Source organism: Bathymodiolus thermophilus thioautotrophic gill symbiont (assembly GCF_003711265.1).
Lineage (GTDB): Bacteria > Pseudomonadota > Gammaproteobacteria > PS1 > Pseudothioglobaceae > Thiodubiliella.
On sequence record NZ_CP024634.1, the window covers coordinates 150,735 to 170,151 of the forward strand.

20 protein-coding genes are annotated in these 19,417 nt (G+C 38.3%); 13 read left to right on the top strand and 7 right to left on the bottom strand.

The window, feature by feature from the left end; genetic code table 11:
- The 3 genes from MS2017_RS00515 to MS2017_RS00525 are packed head-to-tail and all read right to left on the bottom strand — an operon-like array spanning position 1 to position 2,538.
- Complete coding sequence (locus MS2017_RS00515) at positions 1-954, bottom strand: aspartate carbamoyltransferase catalytic subunit (RefSeq protein ID WP_122950910.1); 954 nt, start codon at positions 952-954, stop codon at positions 1-3.
- A complete protein-coding gene (ruvX, locus tag MS2017_RS00520; protein WP_071564534.1) occupies positions 935-1,363 on the bottom strand; it encodes a Holliday junction resolvase RuvX in 429 nt (142 codons plus the stop codon). Before ruvX ends, MS2017_RS00515 begins: the two co-directional genes overlap by 20 nt.
- Complete coding sequence (locus MS2017_RS00525) at positions 1,363-2,538, bottom strand: lytic murein transglycosylase (RefSeq protein ID WP_122950911.1); 1,176 nt, start codon at positions 2,536-2,538, stop codon at positions 1,363-1,365. Before MS2017_RS00525 ends, ruvX begins: the two co-directional genes overlap by 1 nt.
- Here MS2017_RS00525 and MS2017_RS00530 point away from each other — a divergent pair.
- The gene (locus MS2017_RS00530; protein ID WP_122950912.1) at positions 2,537-3,526 is read left to right on the top strand and encodes an FAD:protein FMN transferase; all 990 of its coding nucleotides are present in this window, start codon (positions 2,537-2,539) and stop codon (positions 3,524-3,526) included. The genes MS2017_RS00525 and MS2017_RS00530 overlap by 2 nt on opposite strands.
- Positions 3,527-3,533: 7 nt before the next feature.
- On the opposite strand, the gene MS2017_RS00535 is transcribed toward MS2017_RS00530, so the two are convergent.
- Positions 3,534-4,403, bottom strand: coding sequence for a delta-class carbonic anhydrase (locus MS2017_RS00535; RefSeq protein ID WP_122950913.1), 870 nt, complete (start codon positions 4,401-4,403; stop codon positions 3,534-3,536).
- Between MS2017_RS00535 and MS2017_RS11590 the strand changes: the two genes are divergently transcribed.
- Positions 4,384-4,611, top strand: a complete 228-nt coding sequence (locus tag MS2017_RS11590; RefSeq protein WP_122950914.1) for a hypothetical protein — start codon at positions 4,384-4,386, stop codon at positions 4,609-4,611. The two genes, MS2017_RS00535 and MS2017_RS11590, sit on opposite strands and share 20 nt — an antisense overlap.
- A gap of 50 nt (positions 4,612-4,661) precedes the next feature.
- Here MS2017_RS11590 and MS2017_RS00545 read toward each other — a convergent pair whose 3' ends face one another.
- The 3 genes from MS2017_RS00545 to MS2017_RS00555 all read right to left on the bottom strand — a co-directional run bounded on the left by MS2017_RS00545 (position 4,662) and on the right by MS2017_RS00555 (position 8,073).
- A complete protein-coding gene (locus MS2017_RS00545) occupies positions 4,662-5,249 on the bottom strand; it encodes a Tll0287-like domain-containing protein (RefSeq protein WP_071564563.1) in 588 nt (195 codons plus the stop codon).
- A 338-nt stretch (positions 5,250-5,587) separates the two neighbouring features.
- The gene (gene recN / locus MS2017_RS00550; protein WP_122950916.1) at positions 5,588-7,249 is read right to left on the bottom strand and encodes a DNA repair protein RecN; all 1,662 of its coding nucleotides are present in this window, start codon (positions 7,247-7,249) and stop codon (positions 5,588-5,590) included.
- 5 nt (positions 7,250-7,254) lie between these two features.
- Positions 7,255-8,073, bottom strand: coding sequence for an NAD(+) kinase (locus MS2017_RS00555; RefSeq protein ID WP_071564564.1), 819 nt, complete (start codon positions 8,071-8,073; stop codon positions 7,255-7,257).
- Between the two features lie 64 nt (positions 8,074-8,137).
- On the opposite strand from MS2017_RS00555, the gene grpE reads away from it, so the two are divergent.
- From grpE to argC, 11 genes are all read left to right on the top strand, one after another.
- Complete coding sequence (grpE, locus tag MS2017_RS00560) at positions 8,138-8,731, top strand: nucleotide exchange factor GrpE (protein WP_071564539.1); 594 nt, start codon at positions 8,138-8,140, stop codon at positions 8,729-8,731.
- Positions 8,732-9,022: 291 nt separating this feature from the next.
- The gene (locus MS2017_RS00565; RefSeq protein ID WP_122950917.1) at positions 9,023-9,661 is read left to right on the top strand and encodes an adenylate kinase; all 639 of its coding nucleotides are present in this window, start codon (positions 9,023-9,025) and stop codon (positions 9,659-9,661) included.
- A 114-nt stretch (positions 9,662-9,775) separates the two neighbouring features.
- The gene (locus tag MS2017_RS00570; protein WP_241156943.1) at positions 9,776-10,306 is read left to right on the top strand and encodes a DinB family protein; all 531 of its coding nucleotides are present in this window, start codon (positions 9,776-9,778) and stop codon (positions 10,304-10,306) included.
- Between the two features lie 284 nt (positions 10,307-10,590).
- Complete coding sequence (locus MS2017_RS00575) at positions 10,591-11,586, top strand: thioredoxin family protein (RefSeq protein ID WP_122950919.1); 996 nt, start codon at positions 10,591-10,593, stop codon at positions 11,584-11,586.
- 63 nt (positions 11,587-11,649) lie between these two features.
- A complete protein-coding gene (locus MS2017_RS00580) occupies positions 11,650-13,875 on the top strand; it encodes a protein-disulfide reductase DsbD (protein WP_122950920.1) in 2,226 nt (741 codons plus the stop codon).
- Between the two features lie 478 nt (positions 13,876-14,353).
- Complete coding sequence (aroQ, locus tag MS2017_RS00585; protein ID WP_071564544.1) at positions 14,354-14,794, top strand: type II 3-dehydroquinate dehydratase; 441 nt, start codon at positions 14,354-14,356, stop codon at positions 14,792-14,794.
- Between the two features lie 2 nt (positions 14,795-14,796).
- Positions 14,797-15,234: an acetyl-CoA carboxylase biotin carboxyl carrier protein gene (accB, locus tag MS2017_RS00590; RefSeq protein ID WP_071564545.1), complete on the top strand. Its 438-nt coding sequence runs from the start codon at positions 14,797-14,799 to the stop codon at positions 15,232-15,234.
- On the top strand, positions 15,231-16,580 hold the full coding sequence (accC, locus tag MS2017_RS00595; RefSeq protein ID WP_122950921.1) for an acetyl-CoA carboxylase biotin carboxylase subunit: 1,350 nt from the start codon (positions 15,231-15,233) through the stop codon (positions 16,578-16,580). The genes accB and accC overlap by 4 nt, the downstream gene beginning before the upstream one ends.
- On the top strand, positions 16,581-17,897 hold the full coding sequence (locus MS2017_RS00600; RefSeq protein WP_122950922.1) for an AAA family ATPase: 1,317 nt from the start codon (positions 16,581-16,583) through the stop codon (positions 17,895-17,897). It begins immediately after the preceding gene.
- Positions 17,897-18,379, top strand: coding sequence for a hypothetical protein (locus MS2017_RS00605; RefSeq protein ID WP_143108755.1), 483 nt, complete (start codon positions 17,897-17,899; stop codon positions 18,377-18,379). Before MS2017_RS00600 ends, MS2017_RS00605 begins: the two co-directional genes overlap by 1 nt.
- Complete coding sequence (argC, locus tag MS2017_RS00610) at positions 18,372-19,409, top strand: N-acetyl-gamma-glutamyl-phosphate reductase (protein WP_122950923.1); 1,038 nt, start codon at positions 18,372-18,374, stop codon at positions 19,407-19,409. The genes MS2017_RS00605 and argC overlap by 8 nt, the downstream gene beginning before the upstream one ends.
- The last annotated feature ends 8 nt before the right edge of the window (positions 19,410-19,417 follow it).

Genomic DNA, 19,417 nt, shown 5'->3' on the forward strand with positions numbered 1-19,417 from the left:
TTATGATTTTCCAGCTAAAATTTCCATTACCGCCATACGCACAGCAATACCATTGGTAACCTGTTGAAGAATGACAGATTGATTGCCATCAGCAACAGATGAATCAATTTCAACGCCACGATTGATTGGGCCAGGGTGCATAACAATTGCATCAGGTTTGGCCAGTGCCAATCGTTCAGGCGTTAATCCATAATTGTCAAAGTATTCTTGTTCATTGGGAATGTCAGCCTCAAGCATACGCTCTTTTTGCAAGCGTAATACTATGATCACATCACAATCCTTAATGCCAATTTCAATATTATCAATACATTGCGAGTTGCAGTCATGGTATTGTAGTCCTGTTGGCGCTATTAGGCGGATATCAGTTGTGCCTAGCGTTTTGAGTGCTTGAATATCGGAGTGTGCCACGCGTGAATGCACAATATCGCCTACAATTGCCACTGAAATGTGTTCAAAATTTTGTTTATGTTGGCGAATGGTGAGCATGTCTAATAGTGCTTGTGTTGGGTGTGCATTAATGCCATCTCCAGCATTTAAAATAGCAATATTGTTGATATTTTCAGCCACATAATGTGGCAGGCCACTTTGTTTGTGACGAATAACAAACATATCGATTTGCATGGCTTGGAGGGTGTGCATGGTGTCAAGTAAATCTTCATTTTTTTTGAGCGCTGAGTTAGCAAGATCAACATTAATAACATTGGCGCTACTACGCATCGCAGCAATTTCAAAAGTATTGCGGGTTCGGGTTGAGGGTTCAAAAAACAAGTTTGCCACACTCATATCATCCAGTGCTTTAGATTTTTTTAGATCACCTTGGTCGTCAATTAGATTGTCAGCAACATCCAGAATACGGGTCAGCTGATTTTTGGAAAGGCCTTTAAGCCCCAATAAGTGGATTAATTTGCCAGAAGAGTCTAGCTGAATGTCGTTACTAATCAAGTCTGTTTTCATTGAGCCATGTTTGTAATATTAACTGTGATGATTGTTTGTCAACCTCACCCCGTTTTGCATTTGGGTGATAATGATTGTATTTTAATTGTTTTTTGGCATCAAATGAGGATAAATATTCATCAATAAATACCACTTCAATGTTGTATCTATTGGTGAGTTTGCGCCCAAAGGATTGGGCAATAAAGGTCATTTCTTGTGTCTTTCCATCCTTGTCAAGTGGCAGTCCGATGATAAATTTACTAACATTGTGGGCATTAACAATCTCATCAAAACCTGCAAAATTAGTGGAGCCATCTTTGTTGTTTTTAACCACGCTAATGCCATTGGCTGTATGCGTTAGACTATTGGCGATAGCAACACCTGTGCGTTTTGTGCCGACATCAAAGCCTAGGTAGGTCTCAATATCCACTAAGGTGTTTTTAGTTGTTGAAGTAATTGATAGCCCACATAGCCATCAATTGGAAACCCCAGATAGCGCTGAAATTGGCGTGTTGCTTGACGCGTTTTTGGACCCGAAATGCCATCGGGTTTGCCCGCGTCAAATCCCAAGTCATTGAGTGTTGTTTGAATAAAAGCAACATCTTCTCGATTGAGCAATGGCTCAATAATTGGCTCAGCCACCAGCGCTTGGTTATCCAGCAATCTATCAGACAAATGCCCAACAGACAAAGCATACAAGATTGAACGATTCCATCTAAGAATGGCATGAAAATTACGATATACTAAAAACGCAGGGCCGTTTACACCCATTGGCAAAATCAATGATGCCTTGAGTGATGCTTTGGGTAAATCCTCACCTGCTGCATTGCGAATACCTAGTTTTTGCCATTTACCAATCGGTTTTTTGATTTTTAAGGTTGCCAATGAAAAGTCGAAACCAACAGGGACGGTTACTTCACGCCCCCATTTTTCACCTCTGTGCCAACCAATACGCTTGAGAAAGTTAGAACTTGAATGGAAAATATCTATCTTACTATGCCACAAATCCAGTTTGCCATTGTTGTCCGCATCTATGGCATAAGTTGCAACATTACTAGGCATAAACTGTGTATTACCCATCGCCCCAGCCCATGAACCTTGTGCGTCAAATGGCAATTTACCTTCGTCAATCAATTTAAGTAGTACCAACAATTCACGGGTAAAAAACTTACGCCGACGCAAATCAAAACTCAGTGTTGCTAATGAACGCACTAAATTCATTTTTCCCACATTTTTGCCATAGTTGGTTTCCAAGCCCCAAAATGCTACTAAAATTGAGGGTGGCACGCCATATTTTTGATAAACAGCATTTAATAATACTCGGTTTTCTTTGAGTTTAATTTTGCCTTTTTCTAAACGATTAGCACTTACTCTTGAAGTGATATAACGCCAAAAGTTTAGGCTAAATTCCGCTTGATTACGGTCATATTTGATAACTTTTGGATTTAGTGTCAATCCCGTCAAAGCACGATCAAGTGTAACCTTTGATACGCCTTGCTTCATGGCCTTGACACGAATATCTTGCAAAAACGCCTCAAAACTTTGTGCATTTTCAACGCTAAGGGTATCATCTCTGGCATTAGCAACGCTTGTATACGCTGACATGGCAAAGATAAAAAGGAATATAAATCGAAACATAACAAAATTATACCTTATTGGCATCGTCTTTTTGCTGCTTGGTGGCTGTGGAAAGAATGAAAAAATAAACACTCTTACCGGTTCAACTATGGGGACGACTTGGACGGTAAAAACCATTGGTAATCGCGTTATTTCTCGGCAAGCTGTTGATGCCAGACTGGTGGCAATTAACCAAATATTTTCTACTTGGGAGGCAAAATCTGAATTGTCTTTGCTGAATAAGAAACCAGTACAACAATGGATATCCGTATCTGATGAGTTGTTTTATGTGCTAAAAAAATCCAAAGAAATTTACCAGCAAACCCACGGCTATTTTGACCCAGGTATTGGGCGCTTGATTGATATTTGGGGCTTTGGCGTCAATAAAGTTGCACAAAAACCCAGTCGTTACCAAGTGAAAAAAGCCTTGTATAATAGTTCTATTCGTTATCTAGCGCTTAAAGACGGCACTAATAAGGCAGTTAAAAAAATCAGAGATATTCATATTAATTTATCTGCCATTGCCAAAGGCTATGCCGTTGATGAAATTGCTAAATTATTGAATATTAAAAATTACCTGGTAGAAATTGGCGGTGAAGTGCGAAGCCGTGGTAAGCACAATGGTAAACCATGGGTATTAGGTATTGAGCGACCCAACAATCCCACGCCTATTGCCATCAAGCCTAATAATCAATCAATTGCCACCTCAGGCAACTATCGCAATTATTTTATTTGGGAAGGGCAACGCTATATGCACATTCTTAATTCAAACACTGGATTTCCTGCTAATAGCGACTTAGCCTCAGTCAGCGTTCTGCATTCTCAAACCATGAAAGCAGATGCCTATGCCACCGCAATGATGGCAATGGGCAACAAAAAAGCAACCGCACTGGCAAAACGCCTAAATTTATCAGTTATATTGATTTTAAATCAGCGTGCTAATTTCAAAATCAATAAGATAAACTTTCTTTATTAACTTGGGTTTAACGCTTAATTTTAGAGAGAAGATCGGGGTTTGTAACAAGGTTCCTTACACCATGGGCGTGGTCCTCGTTAAAAACATTGCCTTCACACCACTTGCCAACACTGTTGATATTCACTTTTGCGACATTAGGTCGTACACTCCATGTAACTTGAAAGGGAGAGCCTTTTTCATTATAACCAGGGCCAGTAGTTGATCCTGCATATTGCACGGGTGTTCCAGTGTTATTTGGAATGTTTGTTGCTTGATATAAATTATTCTCTACGCTATATTTAGTTAGGTTGTTGAAATCAAGGGCATTTTTTTGGTTAACCAAAACATATACCTGTGTTTCCACACGCAACTGAGGGTTTTTGATTGCTTCGTTTAAGCACGAACCTAAAGTTGGGCCAGGTTTAACTTGGGAAGTTGAATATACATAATGCACTTCAATGGTATCTCCTGTACTTAGAGCGCTGTGCTTGCTAGGGCAAATATTATGCTTGATTGAGCCCAACTCAGATGTGGACAATTTACCTGAATATTTGTAACCACTTTGGTACCCGTGTCCATCTCCATTGCCAGCATATTTGGTGAACTCACCCCCTTTATGTTCTGCATTCTTATGAAAATGAATATTGCAAAGATTCATTTCTGTAGAGGCAGGAGCGGCAACAAATAAGCGTAAGTTTTTACCTGAAATTGCATCAATATCACGAGGCGCTTGAGGGCCAAATCCCTTTCCTTTTGTGTTTTCTTCAAGAAGGCGCTTTTGTTCAAATATAACTTTATCTGCTACCATTTCATCTGTGTGATGAGCGTTTTGTTGCGCACTGACGCAGATAGGTAACAGTGTTGTTATTGCTAAAGTGATGATTATTTTTCTTTTCATTGTTTTTATTCCTTCATTTAAGGCAAGAAAACTAACTATTAGAGACCTTTGCATAAATATAAATAATCATCAAAAATCCACTTTTCACCCACTTGGTAATTTTTTAAACCCAGCCTTAGCCTTGCTAGGACAAGGTTTAAGAAAATCACCAATTGGGCAAAAATTGAATTTTGCTAATCATCCATATTTATGCAAAGGTCTCTATTAGAGACCTTGCATTTTGTATAACTTGATTTTTTTAACGCAACAATTGCTTATTTATAATTTCTTAGACAGGCTAAATGCACCACGAATTTGACCTAGAGAGTATCCTGTCGCTTTGTCATTTGGATAATGTTTGTCAATTGCACTTTTAATATTTTTTGCAATTTTTTTAGAATGACAACTCAAGCAAGGCATGCCCACACCTTGAGCCTTCATAAATCTAAATTCACCGTCAACCACTTCTGAATAGGCCATTTTTTTTGCACTTTCGCCATTACTTTGTCTTTTATCAAACATTTGTAAAACCTTTTTCTCCCAACTGTCAGGCTTGGCATTTGGATTGCGATTTTTTAAACTTACTCGTTTAATAGTCCAATCTTTGTTTTCTTGATTGATTTTTTTGGTAATTTCAGGCGCTCTAACTGCACAAAACTCAACTGCATGCTCCAGCCCTTTAGTTTTAATTACTTTCTTTAATTCTGGCTTTAAAGCGCCACCAAGTTGTTTCACCAAGCCAATCGCTTCTTTGCTTAATTTTTGTTTTTCAGCGGCGCTTATTTTGTTAGCATCATTTGTTTTTGTTTCGTTGTACATGCAAGAGGTTGATAAGATGGCAATCAGTACAGTAATAAATAATTTCATGGTTTTTCCAATAAAAAAAGAAAAAATTATACCGTAAAAAAACAATGAGGAGACGGAAGTAAACGGGGAACTTGCATTTAGAGACTTTTGCATAAATATGAATAATCATCAATAATCCACTCCCCCACTTGGTAATTTTTTAAACCCAGCCTTAGCCCTGCCAGGATAAGGTTTAAGGAAATTACCAAGTGGGAAAAAATTGAATTTTGCTAATCATCCATAATTTATGCAAAGGTCTCATTTAGCCTTCAAATGCAATATTTTGTAAAAAATGAAATGAAAAAACACCCTAACGAATTGCCTTAAATAACTGCTAAATAGAGTGGTATTTTTGAGTGCTAACTACTGAGCTTAATCATCTCTTCAGCGGCAATTCGTGCCTTATCAGTAATGGTAGAGCCGCCTAAAATACGGGCAATCTCATCTATACGCTGATCATCGGACAACTGTTTAACTGTGGTTTGCGCACCTTCTTCTTCTTGCGCTTTTTGCACGCGCAAGTGTTGATGTCCAAAGGCGGCAACTTGTGCTAAATGGGTGATGCAAATGATTTGATAATGCTGACTGAGTTGCTTGAGTTTTTTGCCAACGATTTCAGCAACTGCACCGCTGATGCCGACATCAACTTCATCAAAAATCAAGGTTGGCGTGTATTCGTTATCGCTACTAACTACTGAAATTGCTAGAGAAATACGGGAAAGTTCGCCACCTGATGCAACCTTTTTTAAGGCTTTGAAGTCGCTGCCCATATTGGTTTGGACTAAAAAATCAACGCTTTCATTGCCATTAAAATGCACCCCAAGTGCTTTTTTCGGTAAATCAACTTTAAATCCACTGCCTGGCATACCTAAGACTTGCATTGCTTCAGTGACTAAGTTTGACAGTAAGTTGGCCTTTTCAAGTCTAACTTTACTTAAAACTTTAGCCTGCTTATGATATTTTTGTGCCAAAAGTTCTTTTTGTTGTTGCAGTCCATGTAGGGATGTTCCTGCACCATCAATGGCGTCTAATGCTGTGGAAATGGTATCTTTCGTGGTGATTAATGCAGTGATTTGACAGGTGTGTTTGCGGGCTAAATCGTGTAATTCACCTAAACGAGCTTCCAGTTCAGTGGTGGATTGTTCGTCAAATGACAAACTGTTTAAATAATTGGTTAACTCATAAATGGTTTCTTGAGTTTGCACTTGTGCGCTGGAAAGCATTTGTGCAATTGGCGTGAGTTTTTCATCGATTTCAAGTGCTTGATTGAGGGCATGTGTTAAATTTAATAATTGTGCATTAGCGCCTGATTCTTGCTCTAGTTGACCCAATATATTTGAAGTTTTCTCAATCAAACTGACGGCGTTGGCACTGGTTTTAAAATCGCTTTCAATTGTATCGAGCTCTTCTTGAACAAGGGTGGTATTGTTTAATTCTTGTAATTGGTGTTGTAATAATTCTTGCTGTTGTTGCTTCAGGTCTTGGTTGTTGCTTAATTCGTCAATCTGGTGGCTAATTGCATTGTATTGCGTTACAATTGCATTAAGTGCATCGCAGGTTGTGGTGTGTTGCGCATAAGTGTCCAGCAAATCACGCTGTTGTTCGGCTCGTAGTAACAATTGATGTTCATTTTGACCGTGCATATCAATTAACAACTCGCCCACACCTCGTAATACTGAAAGTGGCACATTAATGCCATTGACAAAGGCTTTTGAGCGCCCATCATTGCTAATAATACGGCGTAAGATACACTCGCCATCTTCCTCCAATGAATGTGTTTGCAAATAGGCTTGTATTTTTTCTTGATTGTGCACATCAAAAGCCGCACTGACTTCGGCTCTGTTTTGTCCGTGACGCACAAGAGTAAAGTCACTACGATGCCCTAATGCCAAATTCAGAGCTTGTAATAAAATAGATTTGCCCGCACCTGTTTCGCCAGTAACGGTACTCATGCCTGCTTCAAAAGACAAGTCCAGTTTTTCAACGACCGCTAAGTTTTTAACACTTAATTGAGACAGCATTTTGATTAAAGTTTATGCCCCCAATGTAATTTAGAGCGAATAATTTCAAAATAATCATAATTTTTTGGATGTAATAGATGAATTAAATTACGATATTGATGCAGGCAAATATCCTGCCCCACTGAAACCGCCATTGAAGTCTGGCCATCAAAACTAACAATTGCACCATTGTCTAAATCCTTTACTTGAATCACCACTTCACTATCACCCGGCACAAGAAGTGGACGATGACTCATGGTATGTGGGCAAATGGACACCAAGCCAATAGCATTCACACCGGGATGCATGATGGGGCCACCACTGGAGAGTGCATACGCAGTTGAGCCTGTTGGCGTGGTAACAATCAGCCCATCTGCCCGTTGATTATTGACAAATTTGCCATCAATTAATAAATCAAACTCAATCATTTTTAAGGTCTCTGCTCTGTGCACAACCACATCGTTTAGTGCTAAAAATTGCCCTAATATTTTACCATCTTGTTCAATTTTACATGACAATAAATGGCGTTTTTCTTGGGTAAAGTCGCCATTTAGCACCTCAGTAACAATATCCACCATGCTGGTGGCAGGTACATCTGCTAAAAATCCAAGGCGACCTAAATTAATCCCCAATATGGGTATTTTATTATCAACAAAAGTGCGAGCAGTGTTTAGTAACGAGCCATCGCCACCGACCACAATAATTAAATCTGCCTGCTCGGCAATTTGTTTGTCACCTTGCACCACATCTACGCCTTTGCCTTTAAGTAAAGCGCTAAGTTCCTTGGCTTTATCATTGCTACGAGGGTCGTTAGGTTTGGTAATTATGCCAATTGTGTGAAACATATTTGATTTTTCCATAATAGACCTTATATAATGAGCGAAATATACACGAATTGAGTATTAAAAAATGACAAAAAAGAAAACACAAAACAAAAAACCAGTAGAAACTTCTGTAGAGGAAGAGAAGAAAACAGACGCCCCAGTTGAAGCAGTTGACATTGAGGCAGCCATTAAAAATGCCTCAAAAATGCCAGCAAGCGATGATTTAGAATCGCAATTAGCACAGGCACAACAATCTGCCAAAGATAATTGGGATAAAGTCTTGCGTGCTCAGGCGGAAATGGAAAATCTAAAGCGCCGTAACGCTAAGGATTTAGAAAATGCACATAAGTTTGCACTTGATGGCTTTGTTAAAGCATTACTTGAAGTCAAAGATTCTCTGACCATGGGGCTAAAGACCGCCAATGAAGAAACTGCTACGATTGAAAGCATTCTTGAAGGTTTAGAAATGACTGACAAGGTTTTTCTCGCTACTTTTGAAAAATTTGGCGTTGAAGCACTTAATCCAACAGGAGAAGTTTTTAATCCAGAATTTCACGAAGCCGTTACCATGGTGCCGATGCCTGACAAAGAGTCTAATTCTGTTTTAGAAGTTGTGCAAGTCGGTTTTACTTTAAACGGTCGCTTGGTGCGCCCAGCGATGGTGGTTGTGGTTCAGTGATTTTTAGAGATGCTTTTATGGTATAATTCTCGCTCACTTTTAGTCTGACAATATTGGTTTGGTATTTAACTGCCAGATTAATAGAGACCTTTGCATAAATATAGATGAATTAGTAAAATTCAATTTTTGCTCACTTGGTGATTTTCTTAAACCTTGTCCTAGGACTAAGGCTAGGTTTAAAAAAATCACCAAGTGGGTGAAAAGTGGATTCTTGATGATTATTCATATTTATGCAAAGGTCTCTAATTATAAGGCTATATTTTATTCACTATTTTTTAAGGAAATAACATTATGAAACTTATTCTTTTAGGTGCGCCAGGTGCTGGCAAAGGCACAGTTGCAAAATTACTAACTAAAATTGACGGCTCAGTTCAAATTTCTACTGGCGATATTCTGCGTGGCGCAGTTGCTGCTGGCACGGAATTAGGCAAACAAGCACAGGCAGCTATGAAAGCTGGTGATTTGGTATCCGATGACTTAATTATGGGCATTATGGAAGAAAGACTTAAAGAAGACGATTGTAAATCTGGCTATTTATTAGACGGCTTCCCACGCACTATTCCGCAAGCAGAGGCGCTCAAAGCATTACTTGAAAAAATGGGCGAAAAATTAGATGCTGCGGTTGAAATTGATGTGTCTAGAGATGTTATTCTTGACCGTTTAACCACACGCCGTACTTGTTCTGGCTGTGGTGCGATCTACAATGTAAAATCAAATCCAACCAAAGTTGACGGCGTATGTGACAAATGTGGCGAACCAGTGGTTCAACGCGATGATGAAACCGAAGAAGCCATTAGCAATCGCCTTAATGTTTATAGCGACCAAACTGCTCCTTTGGTTGGTTTTTATAAAGAAGAAGGCTTATTGCTTAGTGTTGATGCTACTTCATCTGAAGCAGTGATTAACGCCATTCAAGAAAAAATTGGCTAATTAAGCAATTCATTGAAAAAAGTCAAAAACCCCGAGCACAATGCTTGGGGTTTTTTGTAATAGATTTTTTTATTATAACTTTACATTAAAAAAGAAAGCCATAACTTGCCTACAATGAATCAATTTCCTTTATTGGCCAAATACAATCAACTGATGAACCAACGACAATACGAGGCCGTTACCAGCCTATCTATGTCCGAACTTTATGAAAATAAAGGTGCTTTTTTTAAATCTGTGTTTGGTACACTTAATCATATAATAGTTGGCGATATTATTTGGCTAAAAAGATTTGCTGAACAGTCGTCAAGCCCTAAAGCACTGTCTTATATTTTACAACAAGAAACGCCAAAATCATTAGATGCAGTATTATTTTCTGATTTTGAAGAGTTGAAAAGAGAGCGAATAATAATTGATGAAATTATTATTAACTGGATAAAGTCGTTAACTAGCTATGATTTAAATAAATGTATTACATATAGAAGTATCAATGGAAAATTATTTATTAAGCCACTTGTTAATTTGATTCACCACTTATTTTTACATCAAGTTCACCATAGGGGGCAGGTGACAACCTTGCTTGCCCAGTATGGCGTGGATTTTGGTGAAACGGATCTTGTTGAAATTATTGATGCATGCGGAGTATGATAAGTCCATTGTAATTAGTTTACTTTCGCTTTCAAGCTTTACATAACATCACTTCACAAATTTTTTTTACAAGAGGGATTGAATAAAAAACTAAAAGAGGTGCGTTGTCACGCATAGCGTGAGAACAAGGTATTAAACGACTAAATATTTTTTTATTTTTGGGCAAGAAGTGCATTATTTTTTATACTCTCTTAAGCCACATTGAGTCCCTTATTGGTTCTGATGGTTGCATTATTAATATAAACACTTATAATGTTGTGCGTAAAACAAAATGCAGGGGGAGCATGATGAAAATTTTAAAAACGATTATTTTAATGGTGTTATTTGTCGGGATAGTACAGGCAAAAACAGGTGTGGTAACGGGTGGGGCGACATATACGATGTTGCCTTGGTTTAAAAGTAGTTTTTTGGAACTTGAGGATGATGTTGATGAGGCAAAACAAAACAACAAACATGTGTTATTGTTTTTTCACCTAGCCCAATGCCCGTATTGTGAGCAAATGGTTAAAGATTTTGACCAGCAGCCGCTCAAGGCATTTATTCAAAAACATTTTTCCGTGATTGCCATTAATATTCGGGGCGATAAAGAGGTGGCGATTAATGCGGAATACACCTTAAGTGAAAAAGAATTAGCAGATGAAATTAAGGTGGGATATACACCCACGATGGTCTTCTTGAATCAAAAGAATGAGACGGTAATGCGAACAAATGGCTATCGTTCTCCTGCTAAAATTCGCCAAATTTTGGGCTATATTAGTAGTAAGGCTTATGAAAAATTGACCTTGCAACAATATATTGAGAAAACCAAAAAAGTTGGTAATTATCAATTACAAGATCACGCAATGTTACAAAAAATTACCGATTTTTCTGCCATTAAAACACCATTGGCAGTTATTTTTGAGGATAAAAACTGTGATGCTTGTGCCTATTTTTACAGTACAACGCTTAAAAATAAAAGTGTAAAAAATGAATTTGACGCATTCAAAGTGGTGCGTTTTGATGCGGATTCAACACACGCCATTATTGACAATAAAGGTAACCGAACTACGCCAAAAGAGTGGGTGCAACAACTCAAACTCGCTTATCGACCCGGTATTATTTTATTTAATGAAGGCGGTGAAATTATTCGTATTGATGGATTTTTATACCCCTTTCATTTTAAAGAGGCACTGCGTTTTGTTGGCGGTGATTTTTATAAAAGATTTGCAACTTATGGTGCCTATCTTGCGTATAGACAAGCACAATTGTTAGAACAAGGGATTGATATTAATATCAAATAATTTGTTTTATTGCAACTAAGTGTATAACATAATGCAATTGTATTGATATATCAAGGGGGACACATGAAACGATTTTTATTGCCTTTATTTTTACTGCTATTTTTGCCATTAGCGCAAGCAGAAGATGGGTTGTTGCCTGCTGATGAGGCGTTTGCATTTCAAGCCAAGGTGGCTAATGACAAGATTTTTCTTAATTGGGATATTGCCAAAGGTTATTATCTTTATAAAGAAAAAATCAAAATTTCTTCAGATTATTCTGCTCGTCTAGGCGAAGCGAAGTTTCCTATTGCAAAAATCAAAAATGATGAGTTTTTTGGCAAAATAGGCACTTATCGTGACAATACGCTTGTTGTTGTTCCTGTGCTTGAAGGCGAGGCAAAAACTATTGTATTAACCGTTGAATTTCAAGGGTGTGCAGATTTGGGCGTGTGTTATCCGCCGATTACCAAATCGGTTGAGTTGAATATTGGTGGCATACAGAAGCCTTCTTTGGCACAGGGTGCGTTTAATATGTTCTCTAAAGCTAAGTCTACTATGCAGTCAATAGTTAGTAAAGCAGCGTCAATTTCTGACGAGCCGTTACCCGCAGATGAGGCATTTAATTTTTCAGTAACTGCCATTGATGCCAATACTTTGCGTGCAAGTTGGGTTATTCATCCGGAATATTATTTGTATCATGATAAATTTTTTATTGATATTAAAGGGGCAAAATTTGACGATATCGCCTTTCCTAAGGGCAAAATTAAGGACGATGATTTTTTTGGCAAAGTGGAGGTTCACAAAGGGTTGCTAGAACTTGATATTCCGCTCACCGAAATAAACGCTCAATCCCTTTCATTCAGTGCCAAATATCAAGGTTGCTGGGCAGGTGGCGTTTGTTATCCGCCGCTGAAAAAAATCACAGACATTGTTATGCCGAAAGCAAGCGAAGTCGTTGTGACTAAACCCATTGAGGCGTCGTTAACACCAACATCAAGCACCACAAAGAGTGAGCCACTAAATGAAACTGACAAAATTACCGCTTTATTACAACAAGATAATATGTGGCTTGTGTTGGCAAGTTTCTTTGGTTTTGGTTTATTGCTTGCATTAACCCCTTGTGTGTTCCCAATGATACCGATTTTATCGGGTATTATTATTGGTCAAAAAGGCACAATGACCACCAAAAAAGCACTGATTATGTCCATTGTATTTGTGCTATCAATGAGTGTTACTTATTCAATGGCAGGTGTTTTGGCAGGCTATTTTGGTGAAAATTTACAAGTATTGTTTCAAACGCCTTGGGTATTGATAACCTTTAGTTTGGTTTTTGTCGCCTTGGCATTTTCAATGTTTGGCTATTACGACATTCAATTGCCCTCTAGTCTACAAAGCAAAATTGCCAATATTAGCAATAATCAAGAAGGCGGAAGCCTGATTGGTGTGGCGATTATGGGCTTTTTATCAGCATTAATTGTAGGACCTTGTGTTGCGCCACCATTGGCAGGTGCACTGATTTATATTGGCCAAACAGGTGATGCTCTGCTCGGTGGTTTGTCCTTATTTGTGATGAGTTTGGGCATGGGTGCGCCATTATTGGCAGTGGGTGCTGGCGTGAGTAAACTGCCTAAAGCGGGCGGCTGGATGGACAATGTTAAGTATGTATTTGGCATTATGATGTTAGCTGTGGCAATTTATTTACTAGACCGTATTATTTCACCCTATACTTCGTTGATATTGTGGGCATCGCTATTTACTTTGTCGCCAATGGCAATGGGTGTGTTTAATTCCATTAGCAATACGCCAACGCCGTGGCAACGCATTTTTAAAGGTATTGGCTTATTGATATTAATGTATGGTATGTTGCTCTGGGGGTTGGTTGCTCGTGGTGGTGGCGATATGTTGGTGCCACTGGCTGGTTATGGCACAAATGTCCAAGCAGAAAAAGTACATGTGGCTTTTGAGAAAATCAAATCAAGTGCTGATTTAGACCGTGTGCTCGCTAGGGCGCAAAGCAACAATCAAATAGTAATGTTAGATTTTTATGCGGATTGGTGTATTTCTTGTAAGGAGTTAGAGCGTTTTGTATTTTCAAATACCACAGTGGTTAATGAGATGAAAAATGTCATTGCTTTGCAAGCAGATGTTACCGCTAATGATGAGGATGATAAAGCGTTAATGGCGCGTTTTAGCATTATTGGGCCACCGGGAATTTTATTTTTCAAAGCAGGAGTTGAAAATCGTTCTCAGCGTATTGTGGGTGAAATCAATGCGCAAGATTTTCTTAAGCATTTGAATAATTCAATGTAGTGGAGGTTTTTTTGTATAAATATGAGCAATCATCAAAAATCTACTTTTTACCCACTTGGCAATTTTTCTAGTGGCTTACAGCAAGCCTCTAAGAGGGTAAGTCAGCCATAAGGAGCGGTTTATAACTGTTCCTTTTCTGTCGAAACAAAGTTTAAGAAAATCACCAATTGGGTAAAAGTTGAATGTTATTATTTATCCCTAGAGATCCCTGCATTAGATATGGGTATTGAATAAAGGGCAACTTTTATTCTGTTATAATTTTTTATAAAAGCCTATTCTAGCAGGGCTAAGATGGATTTTATAAGAATTTACCAATGAGTGAAAGCTGATCTTTGATTAAGATTTATGTCTAATACAGAGTCTCCCCCTATTGCATGCAAAGGCTTCTAGTGGTTTAAAGTAGTTAAAATTGACTAACATTCATTAAGTTGGTGGTAAAATTGCCCTTTTTCATAACTTTTAACTTTGGTTGCACATAATGGATATTTTATTTCTTAACGGACCTAACTTAAATATGCTTGGTACGCGTGAGCCAGAACAATATGGCACGCAAACTTTGAGCGATATTGTTGCTCACATAGAAGCATTAGCCACTGAGGCAGGGTTGTCAATTGAGCATCATCAGGACAACTCAGAGGCTGGGTTGATTGATAAAGTTCACGCTGCCAGTAAGAATGGCACAAAATATATGATTATCAACCCTGCGGCATTCACACACACTTCTGTTGCTTTGCGTGATGCAATATTAGCCACAGGTATTGCTTTTACAGAAGTGCATTTGTCTAATGTTTATAAGCGTGAAGAATTTCGTAAGCAATCTTATTTTTCAGACATTGCAGAAGGAGTAATTTTAGGCTTTGGCGCACAAGGCTATGAATTTGCACTTAATGCAGCAATTAAATACATCAAGGAGCGTTAAAAATGGATATTCGTAAAGTAAAAAAACTCATGGAACTGCTAGAAGAATCTGGCATGGCAGAAATTGAAATTGTAGAAGGCAAAGAGTCAGTTCGTATTTCTCGTTATGGCAATGCCCCTGTGGCAGCCGCACCTATTCAAGTTGCAGCACCTGTAGCGGTCGCACCTGTTGCTAATGTCGAAACAACAGAGGCTACAGTTATTGACGGGCATCCAATCACTTCACCAATGGTAGGCACATTCTACGGTGCAGCGTCGCCTACTTCCGAGGCGTTTGTTAAAGTTGGACAACATATCAATCAAGGCGATACTATTTGTATTGTTGAAGCCATGAAAATTATGAATAAAATTGAGGCCACTCAATCTGGCACAGTTACTGAAATCTTGTGCAACGATGGTGATGGCGTTGAATTTGGACAAACCTTAATTATTATAAAATGAATAAAATTAATAAAGTTTTAATCGCCAATCGTGGCGAAATTGCATTGCGCATTTTGCGTGCTTGCAAAGAACTCGGCATCAAAACTGTTGCCGTCTATTCGACTGCTGACAAAAAACTCAAGCATGTGCGCTTGGCAGATGAAGCAGTATGTATTGGCCCACATTCATCAAAAGACAGTTATTTAAACATTCCCGCCTTGATTGCTGCCGCAGAGGTTACTCATGCTGATGCCATTCATCCGGGTTACGGCTTTTTGTCCGAAAGCGCGGATTTTGCACAACAAGTAGAAGAAAGCGGCTTTATTTTTATCGGCCCTCGTGCTGAGAATATCCGTGTTATGGGTGACAAAGTTGCTGCCATTGAGGCCATGCAAGGATCAAGTGTACCTTGTGTTCCAGGTTCTGATGGCGGACTTGGTACCGATGATGCACAAAATATTGCAATTGCCAATAAAATTGGACTGCCAATTATCATTAAAGCCTCTGGTGGCGGTGGTGGACGAGGTATGCATGTGGTTGAAAAGACAGCAGATTTGTTGACCGCTATTGAATTGGCTAAGACCGAGGCACAAAGTTTCTTCGGCAATCCAGAAGTATATATGGAAAAATTTCTAACCACACCTCGCCACATTGAAATTCAAATTTTAGCCGATGAACACGGTAATGCAGTACATCTCGGTGAACGCGACTGCTCAATGCAACGCCGTCATCAAAAAGTGGTAGAAGAAGCCCCTGCCCCCGGCATCACGCCTGAATTGCGCCATAAAATTGGCACAATTTGCGCTGATGCCTGCAAAGCAATTAACTATCGTGGTGCTGGCACTTTTGAGTTTTTATTTGAAAACAATGAATTTTATTTCATTGAAATGAACACCCGTGTGCAAGTTGAACATCCCGTAACCGAGATGATTACTGGCATTGATATCGTGCGCGAACAAATACTCATTGCCGACGGCCAAACACTGTCATTCACCCAAGACGATGTGGCAATCAAAGGCCACGCAGTTGAATGCCGTATTAACGCCGAAGATCCCAACAATTTTATGCCCTCCCCTGGAAAAATCACCCAATATCATGTTGCTGGCGGCTTAGGCGTGCGTGTCGATTCACACATATACAACGGCTACACCGTCCCACCTCACTATGATTCAATGATCGGCAAACTCATCACCTTTGCCGACACCCGCCTAGGCGCCATTATCAAAATGCAAAATGCCCTCGACGAAATGGTCATTGACGGCATCAAAACCAACATCCCTTTACAAACACGCATTATGGAAGATAAAGTTTTCCGCAAGGGTGGTATGAATATTCATTATCTTGAGAAAATGCTGGGAGAGCATTAAATGCAATTTAAATTAGAAAATTTTAAACCCATAAAATCGGCAGAAATCAAAGTTAATGACTTAACTTTGATTTTTGGTGATAACAATACGGGCAAAACTTATATTGCTTATGCTTTGTATGGATTGTTGTCAACATGGGGCGATAGTGTATCTGATATTAAATTTTTTACTAAGCAACAGCGAAAGGATTTATTAAATAACGGGAAACTGTCTGTCGATAAAAGCACTTTAGATAAAAATAAAATCTTGAAAGATATTGCCAACAATTATGTTAATGGAAATCCTTTTGGCAGTATGGCTTCTAATGTATTCTCTAGTCAACCAAAACAAAGCGACACAGCTGTTAGCTTGTCAAATATTAACTTTGTTCAAAATAAACGCCTGAAAAGACAGGTGGGGGCAGATACTTGGCTATATGTCGATATTGACTCAAACAATATTGAAATCAAAATAGACGGTGAAATGTCACTAGATTTTACGAGTACAGACCGTTTAATGCTTAGTGGAATTTTTGAAATACCTAATGTTTTTATCTCTGTTTCTGAAAGATTAGGCATCAGTCTATTTCAAAAAGATTTAGATGAAAATATGGCAAACTTAATGGATCGTTTAAAGAAAAATAAAGACTTAGATCCTTTCAATATGTTAATAGAAAACAGTTCGAGATATGCTCTACCGATTAAAGATAATATTGACTTTATGCGAGCCATTGAGAGGCATCAAAAAACAAAGTCTGAATTAGGGGTAGATTTATCAAGCCATATAGAAAATATGTTTGGAAGCGACGGATATGGTGGAAAATTAAAACATAATGGCACAGAAATTAGATTTTTAAATAATAGAAAGGGCAATAATAAAATGGATATTCCATTACATTTGGCATCTGCTTCAGTTCGCGCCCTATCTAATCTGTATTTTTTCTTAAAACACAAGGCCAAAAAAGGCGATTTAATTATTATTGATGAACCAGAAAGTCATTTGAGTTTAGCAAAACAAAGATTGTTAGCCAAACTCATTGCAGATTGTATCAACAATGATTTAAAAATATTGCTAACTACGCATAGCGATACTTTGGTATTAGAATTGAACAATCTAATGATGTTGAATAGCGATTTTAAGGATAAAAATGTTTTTATGAAAAAGCATAAATACCAACAAGCACATACTATCAATCCCGACAAGGTTAGTGCTTATATTGCCAAAGATGGTAGCGTTAGCGAGTGCAAAGTTGACAAATACGGTATGGAAGTTGAGAGTATGGATAATGCGATTAACGATTTAAACGAAGTTAATGACGGGTTGCTTGCTAGAATCTAATGATGTTTGAGAAATTTTTTGATACGCCTGGTAAATATCAATATCGATATAAAGATTGTTGCAGGGATATTGACTTGATTGAACAGCAACAGAATCAAGAACACACGATTGTTTTTGATGTAGAAAAAAAGATTGAATGTTTTGATCTTAAGCCACTTGTAAGCAACATAAAAAATGTAAAAGTTTGTGATTATGTGCTAATAAATCATACAGATAAAAAGATACTTTTTTGTGAGCTTAAAAATGCTAAAGACAAAAGCGATGCGATAAAGCAACTTCGGCATTCTAAAAATATTGTTGATTGCCTAATTAACATCTTAGATAGCAATATCAGTTATAAGCGAGGATATGTAGTTATCAATAAAAAGTCTTTAAACAAAGGGAACACTAGAAAGAAGTGGAAATTAATATCTGGAAAGCACTTTAAATATATATATACTGGGCGCACATCCATTAACTTCGATAAATTAAATTATGAATAAAATTAAAGTAGGCATCATCGGTGGCACAGGCTATACAGGCATTGAATTGTTGCGTTTATTACACAATCATTCACAAGTAACAGTGATTGCAATTAGTTCTCGTTCAGAGGCTGGGCAACGGGTGGATAAAATGTTTCCCTCTTTGGCTGGGCAGTGTGATTTGGTATTTTCCTTGCCAGATGATGTAATTTTAAACCAGTGTGAGGTAATATTTTTTGCTACTCCCCATGGTGTGGCAATGAAAAGTGTGGGTGGCTTTATTAAACAAGGTATTAAAGTGATTGATTTAGGTGCAGATTTCCGCTTGAATGACACAGTTGAATATCAAAAATGGTACGGCTCAGAGCATACGCAAGATGATTTATTGTCATCAGCAATTTATGGATTGTGTGAGGTTAACCGTGAACAAATTAAAAATGCCACTTTAGTTGCCAATCCTGGTTGTTATCCAACCGCTATCCAGTTGGCACTTAAGCCACTAATTGACAATAAATTAATTGATTTGTCTAACATTATTGCCGATTGCAAATCGGGTGTGAGCGGTGCAGGTCGTGGCGTCAATCAAGCCACTTTGCTATGCGAAGTGAGTGAATCATTTAAAGCTTATGGCGTCAGTGGACATCGACATTATCCCGAAATTAAACAAGAACTAGCGTTGTTAGCAGGCGAGAGCGTTGGGCTAACTTTTGTGCCACATCTGGTGCCAATGATTCGGGGCATGCAAGCCACACTTTATGTGGACTTATTAGATGGCAATACTGAGGTACAATCTGTATTTGCAGAGGCTTATAAAGACGAGCATTTTGTTACTGTGCTTGATGCAGGCATAATGCCCGAAACGCGCAGTGTCAAATCCAGTAATTTTTGCCAAATTGCTGTGCAAAAAGCCCCCGATAGCAACAAATTGATTATCGTCTCAGTGATTGATAATTTGGTTAAAGGCGCCTCTGGTCAAGCCATTCAAAATATGAATATTATGTTCGGACTTGATGAAAATACAGGATTAGAGCAAATTGGCTTATTGCCATAAAAAGGAGA

Excerpts from the sequence above, each read along its gene's own strand:
- MS2017_RS00515 (WP_122950910.1), bottom strand. The coding sequence starts at position 954 with ATGAAAACAGACTTGATTAGTAACGACATTCAGCTAGACTCTTCTGGC.
- MS2017_RS00530 (WP_122950912.1), top strand. The coding sequence starts at position 2,537 with ATGGCAAAGATAAAAAGGAATATAAATCGAAACATAACAAAATTATAC.
- MS2017_RS00525 (WP_122950911.1), bottom strand. The coding sequence starts at position 2,538 with ATGTCAGCGTATACAAGCGTTGCTAATGCCAGAGATGATACCCTTAGC.
- MS2017_RS11590 (WP_122950914.1), top strand. The coding sequence starts at position 4,384 with ATGATTATTTTTCTTTTCATTGTTTTTATTCCTTCATTTAAGGCAAGA.
- MS2017_RS00535 (WP_122950913.1), bottom strand. The coding sequence starts at position 4,403 with ATGAAAAGAAAAATAATCATCACTTTAGCAATAACAACACTGTTACCT.
- MS2017_RS00545 (WP_071564563.1), bottom strand. The coding sequence starts at position 5,249 with ATGAAATTATTTATTACTGTACTGATTGCCATCTTATCAACCTCTTGC.
- recN (WP_122950916.1), bottom strand. The coding sequence starts at position 7,249 with ATGCTGTCTCAATTAAGTGTTAAAAACTTAGCGGTCGTTGAAAAACTG.
- MS2017_RS00555 (WP_071564564.1), bottom strand. The coding sequence starts at position 8,073 with ATGTTTCACACAATTGGCATAATTACCAAACCTAACGACCCTCGTAGC.
- grpE (WP_071564539.1), top strand. The coding sequence starts at position 8,138 with ATGACAAAAAAGAAAACACAAAACAAAAAACCAGTAGAAACTTCTGTA.
- MS2017_RS00565 (WP_122950917.1), top strand. The coding sequence starts at position 9,023 with ATGAAACTTATTCTTTTAGGTGCGCCAGGTGCTGGCAAAGGCACAGTT.
- MS2017_RS00570 (WP_241156943.1), top strand. The coding sequence starts at position 9,776 with ATGAATCAATTTCCTTTATTGGCCAAATACAATCAACTGATGAACCAA.
- MS2017_RS00575 (WP_122950919.1), top strand. The coding sequence starts at position 10,591 with ATGATGAAAATTTTAAAAACGATTATTTTAATGGTGTTATTTGTCGGG.
- MS2017_RS00580 (WP_122950920.1), top strand. The coding sequence starts at position 11,650 with ATGAAACGATTTTTATTGCCTTTATTTTTACTGCTATTTTTGCCATTA.
- aroQ (WP_071564544.1), top strand. The coding sequence starts at position 14,354 with ATGGATATTTTATTTCTTAACGGACCTAACTTAAATATGCTTGGTACG.
- accB (WP_071564545.1), top strand. The coding sequence starts at position 14,797 with ATGGATATTCGTAAAGTAAAAAAACTCATGGAACTGCTAGAAGAATCT.
- accC (WP_122950921.1), top strand. The coding sequence starts at position 15,231 with ATGAATAAAATTAATAAAGTTTTAATCGCCAATCGTGGCGAAATTGCA.
- MS2017_RS00600 (WP_122950922.1), top strand. The coding sequence starts at position 16,581 with ATGCAATTTAAATTAGAAAATTTTAAACCCATAAAATCGGCAGAAATC.
- MS2017_RS00605 (WP_143108755.1), top strand. The coding sequence starts at position 17,897 with ATGATGTTTGAGAAATTTTTTGATACGCCTGGTAAATATCAATATCGA.
- argC (WP_122950923.1), top strand. The coding sequence starts at position 18,372 with ATGAATAAAATTAAAGTAGGCATCATCGGTGGCACAGGCTATACAGGC.